At 51.0% G+C, this 15881-nt stretch carries 16 protein-coding genes and 3 tRNA genes; 2 read left to right on the plus strand and 17 right to left on the minus strand.

Translation table 11 applies throughout. The features are described 5' to 3' along the window. Positions 1 to 32 precede the first annotated feature (32 nt). The 5 genes from rplS to ffh form a co-directional block, all read right to left on the minus strand. Positions 33 to 395: a 50S ribosomal protein L19 gene (gene rplS / locus BG55_RS13470; RefSeq protein WP_034938423.1), complete on the minus strand. Its 363-nt coding sequence runs from the start codon at positions 393 to 395 to the stop codon at positions 33 to 35. A 45-nt stretch (positions 396 to 440) separates the two neighbouring features. Then, positions 441 to 1211, minus strand: a complete 771-nt coding sequence (gene trmD / locus BG55_RS13475; RefSeq protein ID WP_052018847.1) for a tRNA (guanosine(37)-N1)-methyltransferase TrmD — start codon at positions 1209 to 1211, stop codon at positions 441 to 443. Positions 1212 to 1246: 35 nt separating this feature from the next. Then, positions 1247 to 1795, minus strand: a complete 549-nt coding sequence (rimM, locus tag BG55_RS13480; RefSeq protein WP_034938427.1) for a ribosome maturation factor RimM — start codon at positions 1793 to 1795, stop codon at positions 1247 to 1249. A gap of 18 nt (positions 1796 to 1813) precedes the next feature. After that, positions 1814 to 2062, minus strand: a complete 249-nt coding sequence (gene rpsP / locus BG55_RS13485; RefSeq protein ID WP_034938428.1) for a 30S ribosomal protein S16 — start codon at positions 2060 to 2062, stop codon at positions 1814 to 1816. Positions 2063 to 2197: 135 nt separating this feature from the next. Then, positions 2198 to 3559, minus strand: a complete 1362-nt coding sequence (ffh, locus tag BG55_RS13490; RefSeq protein ID WP_034938430.1) for a signal recognition particle protein — start codon at positions 3557 to 3559, stop codon at positions 2198 to 2200. Between the two features lie 160 nt (positions 3560 to 3719). Here ffh and BG55_RS13495 point away from each other — a divergent pair, with 160 nt between their 5' ends. Both BG55_RS13495 and BG55_RS13500 read left to right on the plus strand, forming a co-directional pair. Then, the gene (locus tag BG55_RS13495) at positions 3720 to 4511 is read left to right on the plus strand and encodes a cytochrome C assembly family protein (protein WP_034938431.1); all 792 of its coding nucleotides are present in this window, start codon (positions 3720 to 3722) and stop codon (positions 4509 to 4511) included. Between the two features lie 25 nt (positions 4512 to 4536). Further along, positions 4537 to 5829, plus strand: coding sequence for an HlyC/CorC family transporter (locus BG55_RS13500; RefSeq protein WP_034938433.1), 1293 nt, complete (start codon positions 4537 to 4539; stop codon positions 5827 to 5829). Positions 5830 to 5884: 55 nt separating this feature from the next. Here BG55_RS13500 and luxS read toward each other — a convergent pair whose 3' ends face one another. The 12 genes from luxS to pncC form a co-directional block, all read right to left on the minus strand. Continuing rightward, entirely contained in the window at positions 5885 to 6400 is a 516-nt protein-coding gene (luxS, locus tag BG55_RS13505; RefSeq protein ID WP_034938434.1) for an S-ribosylhomocysteine lyase, read from the minus strand. A 158-nt stretch (positions 6401 to 6558) separates the two neighbouring features. Next, positions 6559 to 8115 (minus strand): glutamate--cysteine ligase, encoded by a 1557-nt coding sequence (gene gshA / locus BG55_RS13510; protein WP_034938436.1) that lies wholly within the window; start codon positions 8113 to 8115, stop codon positions 6559 to 6561. A gap of 72 nt (positions 8116 to 8187) precedes the next feature. Then, positions 8188 to 8589: a YqaA family protein gene (locus BG55_RS13515; protein WP_034938437.1), complete on the minus strand. Its 402-nt coding sequence runs from the start codon at positions 8587 to 8589 to the stop codon at positions 8188 to 8190. Positions 8590 to 8612: 23 nt separating this feature from the next. After that, positions 8613 to 9179: a fructose-1-phosphate/6-phosphogluconate phosphatase gene (gene yqaB / locus BG55_RS13520; protein ID WP_034938439.1), complete on the minus strand. Its 567-nt coding sequence runs from the start codon at positions 9177 to 9179 to the stop codon at positions 8613 to 8615. A 289-nt stretch (positions 9180 to 9468) separates the two neighbouring features. Continuing rightward, positions 9469 to 9545, minus strand: a tRNA-Arg gene (locus BG55_RS13525). A gap of 214 nt (positions 9546 to 9759) precedes the next feature. Next, positions 9760 to 9836 (minus strand) — tRNA-Arg (locus BG55_RS13530). A gap of 3 nt (positions 9837 to 9839) precedes the next feature. Next, positions 9840 to 9932: transfer RNA gene (locus BG55_RS13535), tRNA-Ser, on the minus strand. A 319-nt stretch (positions 9933 to 10251) separates the two neighbouring features. Further along, the gene (gene csrA / locus BG55_RS13540; protein WP_004155916.1) at positions 10252 to 10437 is read right to left on the minus strand and encodes a carbon storage regulator CsrA; all 186 of its coding nucleotides are present in this window, start codon (positions 10435 to 10437) and stop codon (positions 10252 to 10254) included. Positions 10438 to 10686: 249 nt separating this feature from the next. After that, the gene (alaS, locus tag BG55_RS13545) at positions 10687 to 13314 is read right to left on the minus strand and encodes an alanine--tRNA ligase (RefSeq protein ID WP_034938440.1); all 2628 of its coding nucleotides are present in this window, start codon (positions 13312 to 13314) and stop codon (positions 10687 to 10689) included. A gap of 138 nt (positions 13315 to 13452) precedes the next feature. Beyond that, positions 13453 to 13965, minus strand: a complete 513-nt coding sequence (locus BG55_RS13550) for a regulatory protein RecX (RefSeq protein WP_034938442.1) — start codon at positions 13963 to 13965, stop codon at positions 13453 to 13455. A 136-nt stretch (positions 13966 to 14101) separates the two neighbouring features. Beyond that, positions 14102 to 15169, minus strand: a complete 1068-nt coding sequence (gene recA, locus BG55_RS13555; RefSeq protein WP_034938444.1) for a recombinase RecA — start codon at positions 15167 to 15169, stop codon at positions 14102 to 14104. Between the two features lie 97 nt (positions 15170 to 15266). Further along, positions 15267 to 15761 (minus strand): nicotinamide-nucleotide amidase, encoded by a 495-nt coding sequence (pncC, locus tag BG55_RS13560; RefSeq protein ID WP_034938445.1) that lies wholly within the window; start codon positions 15759 to 15761, stop codon positions 15267 to 15269. Positions 15762 to 15881: the final 120 nt, after the last annotated feature.

Here is a 15881-nt window from a genome sequence, read left to right on the forward strand (position 1 = left end):
CCTTGCGGTCAGCCCCTTATTTCACTATTAACTCAGGATGCTGCTTTAGCGCCCAGACGTTCTTTAATACGTGCAGACTTACCAGTACGCTCACGCAGGTAGTACAGTTTGGCCTTACGTACGGCACCACGGCGTTTAACAGTAATGCTGTCAACTACAGGTGAGTGAGTCTGGAATACACGCTCAACACCTTCGCCGTTAGAAATTTTACGAACAGTGAATGCAGAGTGCAGACCGCGGTTACGAATAGCAATAACCACGCCCTCGAATGCCTGCAGACGTTTCTTTGAACCTTCAACGACCCATACTTTCACTTCCACGGAATCACCCGGGCGGAATGAAGGTACGTCCTGTTTCAACTGCTCTTGTTCGATTTGCTTGATAATGTTGCTCATAATTTTGTCTCTTATCCTGGGTAAACTGATATTCAGACATCGCGGCTAACGCCGGGACTGTCCATCATCGTTATATTGCTGGCTGAATTCACAACGGAATTCGTTCAGCAACTTTGCTTGCTCTTCAGTCAGAGCCAGGTTTTCCAGAAGTTCAGGTCTTCTAAGCCAGGTACGACCCAGCGACTGTTTCAAACGCCAGCGGCGAATTTCAGCATGGTTTCCCGACAGCAGAACTGGCGGAACCTCCATCCCTTCTAACACTTCAGGTCGGGTATAGTGTGGGCAATCCAGCAAGCCGTCGGAAAACGAATCTTCCTCGGCCGACGCCTGTTTACCCAGCACACCAGGTATAAACCGGGCAACTGAGTCAATCAACGTCATTGCGGGTAGCTCCCCACCACTGAGAACGTAATCACCGATCGACCATTCTTCATCGATTTCAGTTTTGATTACGCGCTCATCAATCCCTTCGTAACGACCACATACCAGAATCAACTTCTGGTTGGTCGCCAGTTCACAAACCCCATGTTGATCGAGTTTGCGACCCTGAGGTGAAAGATAAATCACCCTGGCGCCTTCTCCTGCCGCCGCTTTTGCTGCATGGATAGCATCCCGTAGGGGCTGCACCATCATCAACATCCCTGGACCACCACCATATGGACGTTCGTCCACGGTACGGTGCCGGTCATGAGTAAAGTCACGAGGACTCCAGCTCTGGATGCTGAGCAGGCCGTTTTTTACTGCCCGACCAGTCACTCCGTAATCAGTAATCGCGCTGAACATCTCAGGGAACAGGCTGATTATGCCTATCCACATCGACTGCACTGCTGTCTTACCGCTTTGAACGGAGCTCAAAAACCAGGATCCCAATCGACTTCAATAGAGCCGGTCGTGAGATCGACATTCTTGATAACCTGTCCATCAAGGAACGGAATCAGCCGCTCCTTCGCACCAAATGCATCCTTCAGGTTTGCCTTTACGACGAGTACGTCGTTTGAACCGGTTTCCATCAGCTCTGTGACTTTGCCAAGCTCATAGCCCTGAGTGGTGACTACCTGGCAGCCAATAAGGTCTTTCCAGTAGTAATCGCCATTTTCCAGCGCTGGCAACTGCTTCGAATCCACGACAATTTCACAATTTGTCAGCAGACCAGCAGTATCACGATCGTCAAAACCTTTGATTTTGATAATCATGTCCTGATTGTGGCGCTTCCAGCTCTCCAGCTCGATAAGCTGCCATTGACCCGCCCGCTGGATAAACCACGGCTGGTAGTCAAAAATGCTTTCGGCATCTTCGGTGGAGGAAAACACTTTGAGCCAACCACGGATACCGTAAGCCGATCCCATCTTTCCCAACACTAATGGGTTAGCGGGGGACGACGCGGTGAGTTGCTTGCTCATGTTGACCACCGTGACAGATTAAGCTGCTTTCTTAGCTTCTTTGATCAGCGTACCAACGCGATCAGAGAGAGTAGCGCCCTGGCCAACCCAGTGCTCAATGCGGTCCAGGTCCAGACGCAGTGCTTCAGCCTGACCAGATGCCAGCGGGTTGAAGAAACCAACGCGCTCGATGAAACGACCGTTGCGAGCATTACGGCTGTCAGTAACGACTACCTGATAGAACGGACGCTTTTTAGCGCCGTGACGTGCCAAACGAATTGTTACCATAACATCCTCTTTAGTGAATAAAACAACCGGGCCCCATTGAGGGAACGGGGCCCGGATGCAATATAAAAAGCCCGAAAATTTTACTCATTTTGGCGTAAAAAGCAATCTAAATCGCCTCGGTGAATTCCGATGGGGTTAACGGCCAGGGAAGCCCGGCGGCATCATGCCTTTCATGCCACGCATCATCTTCGCCATTCCACCCTTCTTCATTTTTTTCATCATGCGTTGCATATCGTCAAACTGCTTCAGCAGGCGGTTAACGTCCTGCACCTGCATTCCGGAGCCGGTAGCGATACGACGCTTACGGGAACCTTTGATAATTTCTGGTTTCTCGCGCTCTTTGCGGGTCATGGAGTTAATCATCGCTTCCATCCGCACCAGCACTTTGTCATCCATCTGGGATTTGACGTTATCCGGCAACTGCCCCATGCCCGGCAGTTTGCCCATCAGACTGGCCATACCGCCCATATTGCGCATCTGCTTCAGTTGCTCAAGAAAGTCGTTCAGGTCAAAACCATCGCCTTTTTTCAGCTTACTGGCGAGTTTCTCGGCCTGCGCGCGGTCAACCTTACTTTCGATGTCCTCAATCAGTGACAGCACGTCTCCCATACCGAGGATACGAGAGGCGATACGGTCCGGATAGAAAGGCTCCAGCGCTTCGGTTTTTTCGCCTACACCCATAAACTTTATGGGTTTTCCGGTAATATGCCGGATGGAGAGTGCCGCACCACCACGCGCATCACCATCAACTTTGGTCAGGACGACCCCGGTCAACGGCAGCGCTTCGTTAAATGCTTTCGCGGTGTTGGCCGCATCCTGGCCGGTCATCGCATCGACCACAAACAGGGTTTCTACCGGATTAATGGCGGCGTGGACCTGTTTGATCTCGTCCATCATCGCTTCATCAACGTGAAGACGACCGGCGGTATCGACCAGCAGCACGTCATAAAACTTCAGCTTCGCCTGCTGTAATGCATTTTTGACGATATCAACCGGTTTCTGACTCAGATCGGATGGACAGAAATCCACCCCAACCTGCTCTGCTAAGGTTTCCAGCTGCCGGATTGCCGCCGGGCGGTACACGTCGGCAGAAACCACCAGCACTTTTTTCTTATGTTTTTCGCGCAGGAATTTACTCAGTTTGCCCACGCTGGTGGTCTTACCTGCCCCCTGCAAACCGGCCATCAACACGACAGCCGGAGGCTGTGCAGCCAGATTGAGCGTGTTGTTTTCCGCACCCATTGCGGCAACCAGCTCATTCTGAACAATTTTGACAAACTCCTGACCCGGCGTCAGGCTCTTGTTGACATCCTGCCCCACCGCACGCTCTTTGACGCGGTTGATAAACTCCCGCACCACTGGCAGCGCAACATCTGCCTCAAGTAATGCCATACGCACTTCACGCAGCGTGTCTTTAATGTTGTCTTCTGTCAGCCGTCCACGGCCGCTGATATTGCGCAGGGTCTGCGACAATCTGTCGGTTAAATTATCAAACATCGTCTCTCGCTCAACGTAATCAGAGGTCGCCAGGCGACACAATGGTGCGAATGATAGCATGAAGACATGGCGATCTCAGCCTTCTGCGTTGAGATCGTTTGGAGCCGACCGCCGCTGGCGTTATACTGCTTTTTTGCTTACCGGTACCAGACAACTTTTTATGTCCGTATTTGCGATTCTGGCGCTGCTCGCCTATTCCTTCAGTCTTGCTCTGATCATCCCCAGTCTGCTGCGTAAGCAGAGTACCTGGCGGCGACTGGCGGTGATTTCTGCCACCGCAGCGCTGGTTTTTCACGCAGTAGCGCTACATCAGCGCATTTTTGCTCTGGGCAGCGGCCTTAATCTTAGCCTGCTGAATATTGGTTCACTGGTCAGCCTGCTGATCTGCGTCATCATGACCATTGTGGCCTCACGCAATCGTGGCTGGATACTGTTACCCATTGTTTACAGCTTTGCGCTGATTAATCTGGCGTTTGCCACCTTTGTACCCAATGCTTTTATTACCCATCTGGAAACCACACCGGGCATGTTGGTACACATCGGTTTAGCGCTCTTTGCCTATGTCACACTGATCATTGCCGCACTTTATGCCCTGCAACTGGCATGGATCGACTGGCTGCTGAAAAACAAAAAGCTGGCGCTCAGCAATGATATTCCGCCGTTAATGACGATTGAGCGCAAGATGTTTCACATCACCCAGGTGGGTGTGGTGCTGTTGACGTTGGTGCTCTGTACCGGATTGTTCTATATGCATAATCTGTTCAGCCGTGAAAATGTCGACAAAGCGGTGTTGTCGATCCTTGCCTGGTTCACTTATATCGTTTTGCTCTGGGGCCACTATCATGAAGGCTGGCGGGGACGACGTGTCGCCTGGTTCAATTTTGCCGGCGCGCTTCTGCTCACCATGGCCTATTTCGGCAGCCGTATGTTGCAGCATTTTCTGACTGCCTGATCCTCAACTACAAGGAATTGCCTCGTTGGAACAAGTTTCAACTTCGACCCTGATTGTCATTCTGGTGATTATGGTTCTGGTTTCCGCCTGGTTTGCCGGGTCTGAAACCGGCATGATGACGCTCAATCGCTACAAATTACGTCATCAGGCTAAAAACGGTAACCGTGCTGCCCGCCGGGTAGAAAAACTGTTACGCCGTCCAGACCGGCTGCTCAGTCTGGTGTTGATAGGCAATAACCTGGTAAATATTCTGGCTTCTGCGCTGGCCACCATTGTCGGAATGCGGATTCATGGCGATGAAGGCGTGGCAATCGCTACCGGCATTCTGACCTTCTGCGTTCTGGTTTTTGCCGAGGTTCTGCCGAAAACCATTGCAGCCCTGTATCCTGAAAAGGTGGCTTTTCCCAGCAGTCTGCTGCTGGGGCCGCTGCAACTGCTGATGATGCCGCTGGTCTGGCTGCTGAATACCATTACCCGCATCATGATGCGTCTGGTTGGGATGAAAACGGAAGGCGCTGTCAACTCTGCACTCAGCAAGGAGGAGCTTCGGACAATCGTTTATGAGTCACGTTCACTGATGTCCCGCCGTAATCAGGATATGTTGCTGTCGGTGCTGGATCTGGAAAAAGTTAACGTTGACGACATCATGGTGCCACGCAACGAAATCGTCGGCATTAACATCAACGATGACTGGAAATCGATTGTTCGCCAGCTGACCCACACGCCACATGGCCGTATCGTGCTGTACCGTGATTCTCTTGATGACACCATCAGCATGCTGCGAGTGCGCGAAGCCTACCGCCTGATGACCGAGAAAAAAGAGTTCACTAAAGAGGTGATGCTACGTTCCGCTGACGAGATTTACTATGTCCCGGAGGGGACACCGCTGAATATTCAGCTGGTGAAGTTTCAGCGCAATAAGAAGAAAGTCGGCCTGGTTGTGGACGAATATGGTGATATCAAAGGGCTGGTGACCATTGAGGACATTCTTGAAGAGATTGTCGGGGATTTCACCACCTCAATGTCACCCACACTGGCCGAAGAGGTTTTGCCACAGAATGACGGTTCCGTATTAATTGAGGGCAGTGCTAACGTGCGGGAACTGAACAAAGCGTTTAACTGGAAACTGCCTGAAGAGGAAGCGCGGACCGTTAACGGCATGATTCTGGAAGCCATTGAGGATATCCCGTTGCCCAATACCACAGTGCATATCGGCAATTACTCAATTGATATTCTCGACGTGCAGGAAAATATGATTAAACAGGTGCGCATTACGCCGAAAAAATCACTCAAGGAGTCAGTGGGATCCACGACGTAAGTCGATAAGAATTTACCGTCCCACCCTCCGGGACGGTAAAAGAGCGAGCACAAAACTAAATGTGCAGTTCCTGTAGTTTTTCTTTTGGTAACGCCAGTTCGTCGTTGTGGTTAACGCGGATGTCGTTATCAATGATATGGCGGGCAATCTCCTGCGCTTCATCTAAAGAGTGCATTTCAAAAGTGCCGCACTGGTACTCATTCAGCTCAGGGATTTTACGCTGGTCAGACACTTTCAACACATCCTGCATCGCGCCCTTCCAGGCCTGTGCCACCCGCTGCTCATCTGGTGTACCGATCAGGCTCATATAGAAACCGGTGCGGCATCCCATTGGCGAGATGTCGATGATTTCAACCCCTTCACCATTCAGGTGATTACGCATAAAGCCAGCAAACAGATGCTCCAGAGTATGGATACCGCGTTCTGGCATCACCTCTTTGTTTGGCTTACAAAAACGCAGGTCAAACACGGTAATGGTGTCACCATGAGGCGTTTTCATGGTCTTGGCTACACGAACCGCAGGGGCCGCCATGATGGTGTGATCGACGGTGAAACTATCCAGCAATGGCATATTGTTACCTCAACTGATGAATTTATTTTTGCAACGATGAAACTTTCTTTGTCGTGCAGAGTCTGAATATATGAAAGACGCGCATTTTGTTATCATCATCCCTGACAACAGAGATGTTAATTTGGCCACAGTGATGTGGCCTTTTTCTTTTGTATCAATCAGCTTCTGCTTTTGAGAAAATCTTCAAAGCCAAGCGTATCACTTTCTTCGATTTCCCGCTGTTTAAGCTTTGAACGAACCGCTTCCTGCTCAAATTGCTGGTCCGTCAGGATTTCAAATGACTCTTCAGCCAGTTGATGGCGATACTGCTGAGATAACGCCAGCCCTGTTCCCACGATCCCCTTTTCTTTTAGCAGATCCAGGAAACGGGCTGAAAAGGTCAGAGAAGGATCGTCGAAAGAGGCTTCCAGGCGATCACACATCTGCTGGTAGTGGTGGTTACTGTGCTGGCTGTCCAGCGTTTCGGCCACGCGGCGTAAATCCCTGAATAACGTTTTACCAACGTCCCGGAGCGGATGCTGAGCCTCGCCACAACCCATACCCAGCATCAGTCCCGGCTTACGACCTTCGAGTATCACTCGATTCCAGTTGGTACGGGTGCATGCAAGCTCTTCGCTACTCATTTCCGGCGCATCGGCTAACGTGCACCAGATGAGGAAAAGATCGAGGAAACGCACCTGATTTTCATCAATGCCAACAGGGGAGAATGGATTAATATCCAGCGAGCGCACCTCAATGTACTCTATGCCTCCCCGCAGCAATGCATCAGAAGGATTCTCTCCCGGACGAGTGACACGCTTTGGACGAACAGGCGCATAAAGCTCATTTTCAATCTGCAACACATTGGTGTTAAGTTGCAGCCAGTTGCCCTGCGTATCTTTAACGCCGAGCTTCGCATAGTCTGCTGATGGCGTTTTAATCGCTGCTTTCAGTGCCCGTACATAGTCTGGCAAATTGTTAAAAGTAATACCAAGGCCACTTTGTGACTTATTGGTATAACCTAAGTCGCTTAAACGCAAAGAGGTAGCATAAGGTAGCCAGAGCATACCGTTGTCAGTCCGCTCAAACGGCAGAGCGGTTTCTTTGCCCTGTAGAAATGAGGAACAAATCGCGGGCGAAGCCCCAAACAGATAAGGAATTATCCAGCCAAAGCGATAGTAGTTGCGAATCAGCCGCAGATAGCCATCAGAGATGGCATCCTGAATATGCACTGCATCATTACCAGTCCACGCCTGCCAGAAGGACATGGGTAGTGAGAAGTTATAGTGAACACCCGATATTACCTGCATCAGCGCACCATAACGATTTTTCAGCCCTTCACGATACAGCGTTTTCATCCTGCCGATATTAGAACTGCCATACTGAGCCAGTTCAATATGCTGCGAGGCCTCAATCAGGCAGGGCATGCTCATCGGCCACATCAGCTCATCACCCAGTTCGCGAGCAACGTGACGATGGATATCGCGCAGGAATGCCAGCAGATGCTCAATGTTGTCATCAACTGGCGTAATAAATTCGAGCAGCGTTTCAGCAAAGTCAGTGGTGATCCACTTATGGGTCAGCGCTGAGCCAAACAGTTCAGGGTGTCTGGTGGTGGCCAGATGACCGTCAGAATTGACACGCAGCGTTTCGCGTTCAATACCACGACCAATACCTTTCATTGCGTCAGGGTGCGCCTCCAGCCAGGAAAGCGCCTGTGATACATCCGGGATCAAATTGACCTCCCGCTCGGGGAAAATTTATTATTGTTCAGCATAATGTTAATCGCAGCACCGATTATTCGCGAATCAGTGCCACCACTCCATGCCCTGTAATGTTACAAAAGCCAGCACAACATAGCGAAGCGTCTTACCGGCGGCGAGAAAGCACACCACCGGAAACCAGGGAAAACGCAGCCAGCCAGCCACAACACAAAGCAGATCGCCGATGAGCGGTAACCAGCTGAGCAGTAGCGCAGCGGGTCCCCAGCGGTGCAGCCACGCGCGGGCTGTGTTGTGCCACCGTCCCTGCTTCCTGAGGGGCAGACAGCGACCAATGATAATATTTGTCAGGCCGCCCAGCGTGTTCGCAAGTGCGGCGGTGAAAACAATGCCAGGCACAGAAACTTTATCGGCTACCAGCAGGCCAACCAGCAAAAGTTCCGAACTACCCGGCAACAGCGTGGCGCTGAGAAAGCTGCTGACAAACATTGCGCCATATTCAGGCCATCCACTCACAGCTGGCGAACATCAACAACATCCATACCTGCGGCCTGCGCAGCACGGATGCCAAAATCAGCATCTTCAAACACCACGCAACGCGCGGGTGCAACGTTCATCAGTTCAGCGCAACGCAGAAAAGTATCCGGTTCAGGTTTATGGCGCATAACGTCATCAGCACCAACAATGGCGTCAAAACAGTCCAGTATTCCAACATGCCGTAACAGCGCCTCTGCCATTGCGTGTTCACTACCGGTCCCCACCGCCATTGGACGACGACCTGCGTATGCTTTTACGACCTCCACTAATGGCAGCGGCTTTACCGTATCAAACAGTATCTCTTTCAGAAGAGCTGTTTTCTCCGCCGCCAGAGCATGGGGATCCAGCTGACAGTGGCTGGCATTAATAATGATTTGTGCAATATGCCACGTAGGGGAACCATTCAGCCCAATGACCAGCTGTGGATCAAAATTAATATCATAACGGGCCAGCACGGTACGCCAGGCTTTGCGATGTGTCGGCTCAGTGTCGAGGATAGTACCGTCCATATCGAATATCAGACCGTCATAGCCGTCGTACATAGTTTTTTCCATCCTTGCAGCAGTGAACAAATACTGTAGCGCAAAGCACACTTTTTGTCGCTGTTGATACAGGCGCAAAAATCCTTTGAATTGACAGAGTTTTTTGATTATCAGAATTTGGCAGAAGCAGAAAATGTTGGGCTCAGCAACAGATAATTCGCTGTTTGCAAGCCAGCTTTACTTTCAAAATTACGGAATGAAACAGGGATAATAAAACAAAGCCTGAAGCGGGCTGAAACAGGTTACCAATTGTATTGCGTAAGAGCAGAAGTAATCAGAAAGGAGAGTATGGTGCATCCGGGAGGATTCGAACCTCCGACCGCTCGGTTCGTAGCCGAGTACTCTATCCAGCTGAGCTACGGATGCATGACAAAGCTTTTTTACAACGTGGATGTGAGAGACATCCCCTGACGCAAGTTGTTAGCACCGTGTTGATATGCATATCGCACGTGCTGACTACTTACACTCTGCATCAGACAAATTCGCTAACTACGTTTACCTGGCCTAATCAGTCATCGCATTGATCACTGAAACTCTTAACCTGCGCCAGCTAACAAGTTGCAACCAGCCTGACAAAATATGGTGCATCCGGGAGGATTCGAACCTCCGACCGCTCGGTTCGTAGCCGAGTACTCTATCCAGCTGAGCTACGGATGCAAATGGCGGTGAGGCGGGGATTCGAACCCCGGATGCAGCTTTTGACCGCATACTCCCTTAGCAGGGGAGCGCCTTCAGCCTCTCGGCCACCTCACCATACGCACTCTGACGAGTTGTGCTGCTGAACTTTGTTTCTGCTCATCGGCACTGCGTGGCGCACATATTACTTTCCCGGACTTATAAGTCAAACAATTTTTCCCACTACGCAGCTGTTTGCACACTTCACACTCAATACGGATATTTTGGCGGCAAAAAGAGTGAATTATCAACAGATACTGGCACAGCCAGATGCAGCAAGTGATAAGCAGTTATGCCTGTAGCAGCGAATGGAAAGTGAGAAAATCAGAAGATCAGAACAGAAAGGGAGAGGTGAAAGCCGGTGGTGCCTCGCCAGATTGGCGAGGCACCTGATCCGTTAGTAACTCGTTTGCTGAGTTTTTTCGGCCTGAATGCGCTGATAGATCTCTTCGCGATGAACCGAAACTTCTTTTGGAGCGTTCACACCGATGCGAACCTGGTTCCCTTTCACTCCCAGCACCGTTACAGTCACCTCATCACCGATCATGAGGGTTTCACCAACTCGACGAGTTAGAATAAGCATTCTTTGCTCCTTGAAAGATTAAAAGAGTCGGGTTAACTGTATCTCCCGGCATTATCCATCATACAACGCTAAATGTAGACTATGACAAATACACTACAAGTGCATCCTCATACCAATACATTCTGCTGATACTTAGTTTAGCCGAAATACACACCAGCAACCTGACTTTATGTTTTATTGGGATTACACCTGGCCGGGAAACGCCGTGGAACCCTTCCACAGCGCCCTCTGAGATGCTTATCTTAAATGTTACAGTTTTGCAACAACCCAGGCTTCGACGCCAGCCAGTGCCCCAGGCAATGCCTGAACATCGCTGCCTCCGGCCTGAGCCATATCCGGGCGTCCCCCGCCCTTACCACCAATCTGCTGGGCCAACTGCCCCACCAGCTCTCCAGCTTTCACGCGATCGGTCACATCTTTAGTGACGCCAGCAATCAGCGATATCTTGCCTTCCTCCACCGTCGCCAGCACGATAATTGCGGACTTCAGTTGATTTTTCAGGTCATCGACCATGGTGCGCAGCATTTTCGGCTCAACGTTAGTGAGCTCACTCACCAGAAGCTTCACACCCTTAATATCAAGCGCCTGACTGCTCAGTGAAGCACTTTCCTGCGCCGCCTGCTGATCTTTTAGTTGCTGTAACTCTTTTTCCAGCCCTCGAACGCTTTCCAGCATTGCCCTCACTTTCTCATGAAGGTTGCCATGGTTAGCTTTCAGCAACTGGGCGATGTCCTGCAACTGTTCGCTCTGTACATGCACCTGCTTCAGAGCGCCCTCACCTGTCAAAGCTTCGATACGACGCACACCTGCGGCAGTTCCTGACTCAGAAATAATCCGGAACAAACCAATGTCACCAGTGCGCTCTGCATGGGTTCCACCACAAAGCTCGGTAGAAAAATCGCCCATTGTCAGCACGCGCACATGATCATCGTATTTTTCGCCGAACAGCGCCATCGCCCCCAGCGCTTTTGCTGCATCCAGCTCCATAATTTGGGTGTCAACGGCAAGATTCCGGCGGATTTGTGCGTTAACAATATCCTCTACCTGGCGAATTTCCTGCGGTTTCATCGCTTCGAAATGGGAGAAGTCAAATCGCAGGTATCGATCGTTAACCAGCGATCCTTTCTGCGCCACATGGTGACCTAACACCTGACGTAATGCGGCATGCAGTAAATGTGTCGCAGAGTGGTTCAGGCGGATGCGGCCACGGCGTAATTCATCAACCTGTGCCGCCAGGTGTTCCCCAACCCGCAGATGGCCCGATGCCAGTTTGCCGGTATGACCAATCGCCTGACCATATTTTTGTGTGTCAGTAACGGTAAACACGGCATGACTGTTTTTCAGTTCGCCGGTATCACCCACCTGACCGCCCGACTCACCATAGAATGGCGTTTCATTGAGGACAATGACGCCCTCCTGACCTGCGGTGATTTGTTTAGCGGGTTGGCCGTCAACAAAAATAGCGGTCACTGATGCCGTCAGTTCGAGTTGCTCATAGCCTTTGAACGTTGAAGCCGCGTCAACACGAATAGTATTGTTGTAATCAGTACCAAAGCCGCTGGCATCGCGAGCGCGCTGACGCTGCTGTTCCATCGCCCGCTCAAAACCGGGTTCATCTATTTTCAGATTACGCTCACGACACACATCTGCCGTCAGGTCTACCGGAAAGCCGAAGGTATCATACAGGCGGAACACGGTTTCCCCATCCAGGGTATCGCCCTGTAATTTCGCCAGTTCCTCATCCAGCAGCGCCAGACCACGCTCCAGCGTTTTGGCAAACTGCTCTTCCTCGGTCTTTAACACCTGCTCGACCTGAGACTGCTGATTTTTTAAATCGTCACCAGCCGCGCCCATGACCTCAATCAACGGGCCGACCAGCTTCCAGAAGAAGGTGCCTTGTGCGCCCAGCATGTTGCCATGACGAATGGCACGTCGAATGATACGACGCAGTACGTAACCCCGGTTTTCATTTGAAGGGATCACCCCATCGGCAATCAGGAATGCACAGGAACGAATATGATCAGCAATCACGCGCAGTGATTTGCTGTTCAGGTCCTGGGCAGCGGTTACCGCAGCTACGGATTTAATCAATTTCTGAAACAAATCGATTTCGTAGTTAGAATTTACGTGCTGCAACACCGCCGAAATACGCTCCAGTCCCATGCCGGTATCAACCGAAGGCTTTGGTAGCGGCAGCATTGTGCCGTCAGACTGGCGGTTAAACTGCATGAAGACCAGGTTCCAGATCTCAATGTAGCGATCCCCATCCTCTTCCGGGCTGCCCGGAGGTCCACCCCAGATATGATCGCCGTGATCGAAAAATATTTCGGTACAGGGGCCACACGGACCGGTATCGCCCATCTGCCAGAAATTATCAGATGCAAAGGCACCGCCCTTATTATCACCGATGCGGATGATGCGCTCACGGGGTACACCAATATGGTCGGCCCAGATGTCATAAGCCTCATCATCAGTTTCGTATACGGTGACCCACAATCTCTCTTTCGGCAGACTGAACCATTGCGCGCTGGTCAGTAGCTCCCAGGCATATTCAATCGCTTCACGCTTGAAGTAATCACCGAAGCTGAAATTGCCCAGCATTTCAAAGAAAGTATGGTGACGAGCGGTATAGCCAACGTTTTCCAAATCGTTATGCTTGCCCCCGGCACGCACACAGCGCTGTGAAGTGGTGGCCCGGGAGTAATTACGTTTGTCCTGGCCAAGGAAAACATCCTTGAACTGGTTCATACCGGCGTTGGTGAACAGTAAGGTCGGGTCATTCGTTGGTACGAGGGAGCTACTGGCTACAACCTGATGTCCCTTGCTGTGAAAAAAGTCGAGAAACGCCTGGCGAATCTCCGCAGTGCTCTTGCTCATAAATATCCTGGAATCACGCTAACGAACGTTTCGTGGGGCTGACATACCGGCAGGATTGACCTTTTACCGGTAACGCACGAACAAAAAGTGGTGAATAAGATAAATTTTCTTCGATGGGAAGTAAAATCCCATCGTTACTCAATCATCAAAATTTGAAAAAATGCTACGGATATCTTCGGCAAGAAAACCCTTTGTCATCAGCCAGCGCTGTACTTTTGCTTTTTCCTTCCAGTCTGATGGCAGTGGCAGGCCAAACTTTCGTTCTGCCGCTTCACAGGTTTTGCTGCGCCAGTCTATTTCTGCGCTGGACAACGCGGCAGTCGTTACAGCCTGATCCACGCCCTTCTGGTTCAGTTCCATGCGAATACGCTGCGGGCCGTAGCCTTTACGGCTTCGACCGGCAATATAGCGTTGTGCAAAGTGGCTGTCATCGAGATACCGGTTTTCGTAACACCACGCCACCACCTGATCGATTTGCTCTGGTGAAGGGCTTTCTGATGGATGATCATTGCTGACAGAGAGAGCAGCGCGCTCTGCTGACAATGACAGCTTGCGGCGTAATTCGGCTTCGCTGTGATCACGCATGGCAAGGATACGCATGGCGCGCTCAAGCAAACGGGGAAACGAGCTACGATCTTTTGTTTCAGGCATCTTGCTCCAAAACTTTCAGCTTAATGAAATGGCGAAGGGTAAGATTAACGAGGAACAACGGAAGAAACAAAAAAAGGAACGGGCGAACCGTTCCTTTTCGTCAGACAGGGCGGGAAGAACCGCCCATCAGGCTGCATCAAAAATTTTCATTTGCTTCGCTGATTTCACCCATCTCGCTCTCATCAGCGGTAAAATCAGGTTTACTGTCCGGATTGTTCAACAGCATGGTGCGCAGTTTGGTTTCGATTTCACTGGCCACCGCCGGATTTTCCTTCAGGAAGTTGCCCGCATTAGCTTTACCCTGACCAATCTTGTCACCGTTATAGCTGTACCAGGCACCGGCTTTTTCAATCAGCTTGTGTTTGACACCCAGATCCACCAGCTCGCCCAGTACGTTGATACCTTCACCGTACATAATCTGGAATTCAGCCTGTTTGAATGGCGCGGCGACTTTATTTTTGACCACTTTAACCCGCGTTTCGCTACCGACGACTTCGTCACCTTCTTTTATCGCGCCAATACGACGGATATCCAGACGGACAGAAGCGTAAAACTTCAGAGCGTTACCACCGGTAGTGGTTTCCGGATTACCGAACATCACACCGATTTTCATACGGATCTGGTTAATAAAGATCAGCAGGGTATTCGACTGCTTCAGGTTACCTGCCAGCTTACGCATTGCCTGGCTCATCATACGTGCCGCAAGGCCCATGTGAGAGTCACCGATCTCCCCTTCGATTTCCGCTTTTGGCGTCAGAGCAGCCACGGAGTCGACGATAATCACGTCCACCGCGCCGGAGCGGGCCAACGCATCACAGATTTCCAGCGCCTGCTCACCGGTATCCGGCTGCGAACACAGCAGGTTATCAATATCCACGCCAAGCTTTTTAGCGTAAACCGGATCCAGCGCGTGCTCCGCATCGATAAACGCACAGGTTTTACCTTTACGCTGAGCAGCCGCGATGACCTGTAGAGTCAGCGTGGTTTTACCAGAAGATTCCGGTCCATAGATCTCGACGATACGGCCCATTGGCAGGCCACCCGCGCCCAGCGCAATATCCAGCGACAGAGAACCGGTAGAGATGGTTTCCACATCCATAGTGCGGTCTTCACCCAGGCGCATGATAGAACCTTTACCAAATTGCTTTTCAATCTGGCCGAGTGCGGCTGCCAGTGCTTTTTGCTTGTTTTCGTCAATAGCCATTTCAACTCCTAATCACGCGGGGTAAAGCACACATACGCGGCTTTGTATCACATTCAAGATGACGATGATTATACTGTATAGTCATACAGTATCAAGTTTAATTTTTGAGAAAATGCGCGTACAACGTCTGTAACCCCCAGCCCGTCGCCTGACGGCGCACCGCTTCTCTGTCTCCGGAAAAGATCTGACGCTGTACCTTTGTTTCGCGGTTACGCGCCGCAAAACCAAACCAGACGGTGCCCACAGGTTTGTCATCAGAACCACCATCAGGTCCGGCGATACCACTGACTGAAATTGCAAAGTCGGCATCCGCCTCCACTCGCGCACCTTCAGCCATTTCGCGCACGACCTGCTCACTGACAGCACCGTGGCGCGCCAGCGAATCCGCAGTAACACCAATCATCTGCTGTTTAGCCTGATTACTGTAGGTGACAAATCCACGTTCAAACCAGCATGAACTGCCGGCAACATCGGTAAGTACCTTGGCAATCCAGCCACCGGTACAGGACTCTGCGGTAGTCAGGGTGGCCTGCATGCGTTGCAACTGTCGGCCAATTTCCGCACTCAATTTCATTAACTCAGCGTCCGTCATCAGCGCTCAATCCCCTAATAAAAGAAACAGCAAGATTAGCACTTTTTCATTTGGGGAAAAGAAGACACTGGCTACTTTGCGGCACGCTTTCCAGTCTTAGTCCAACTTCTGCGCCAGCCT

The organism is Erwinia mallotivora, assembly GCF_000590885.1.
Classification (GTDB): domain Bacteria; phylum Pseudomonadota; class Gammaproteobacteria; order Enterobacterales; family Enterobacteriaceae; genus Erwinia; species Erwinia mallotivora.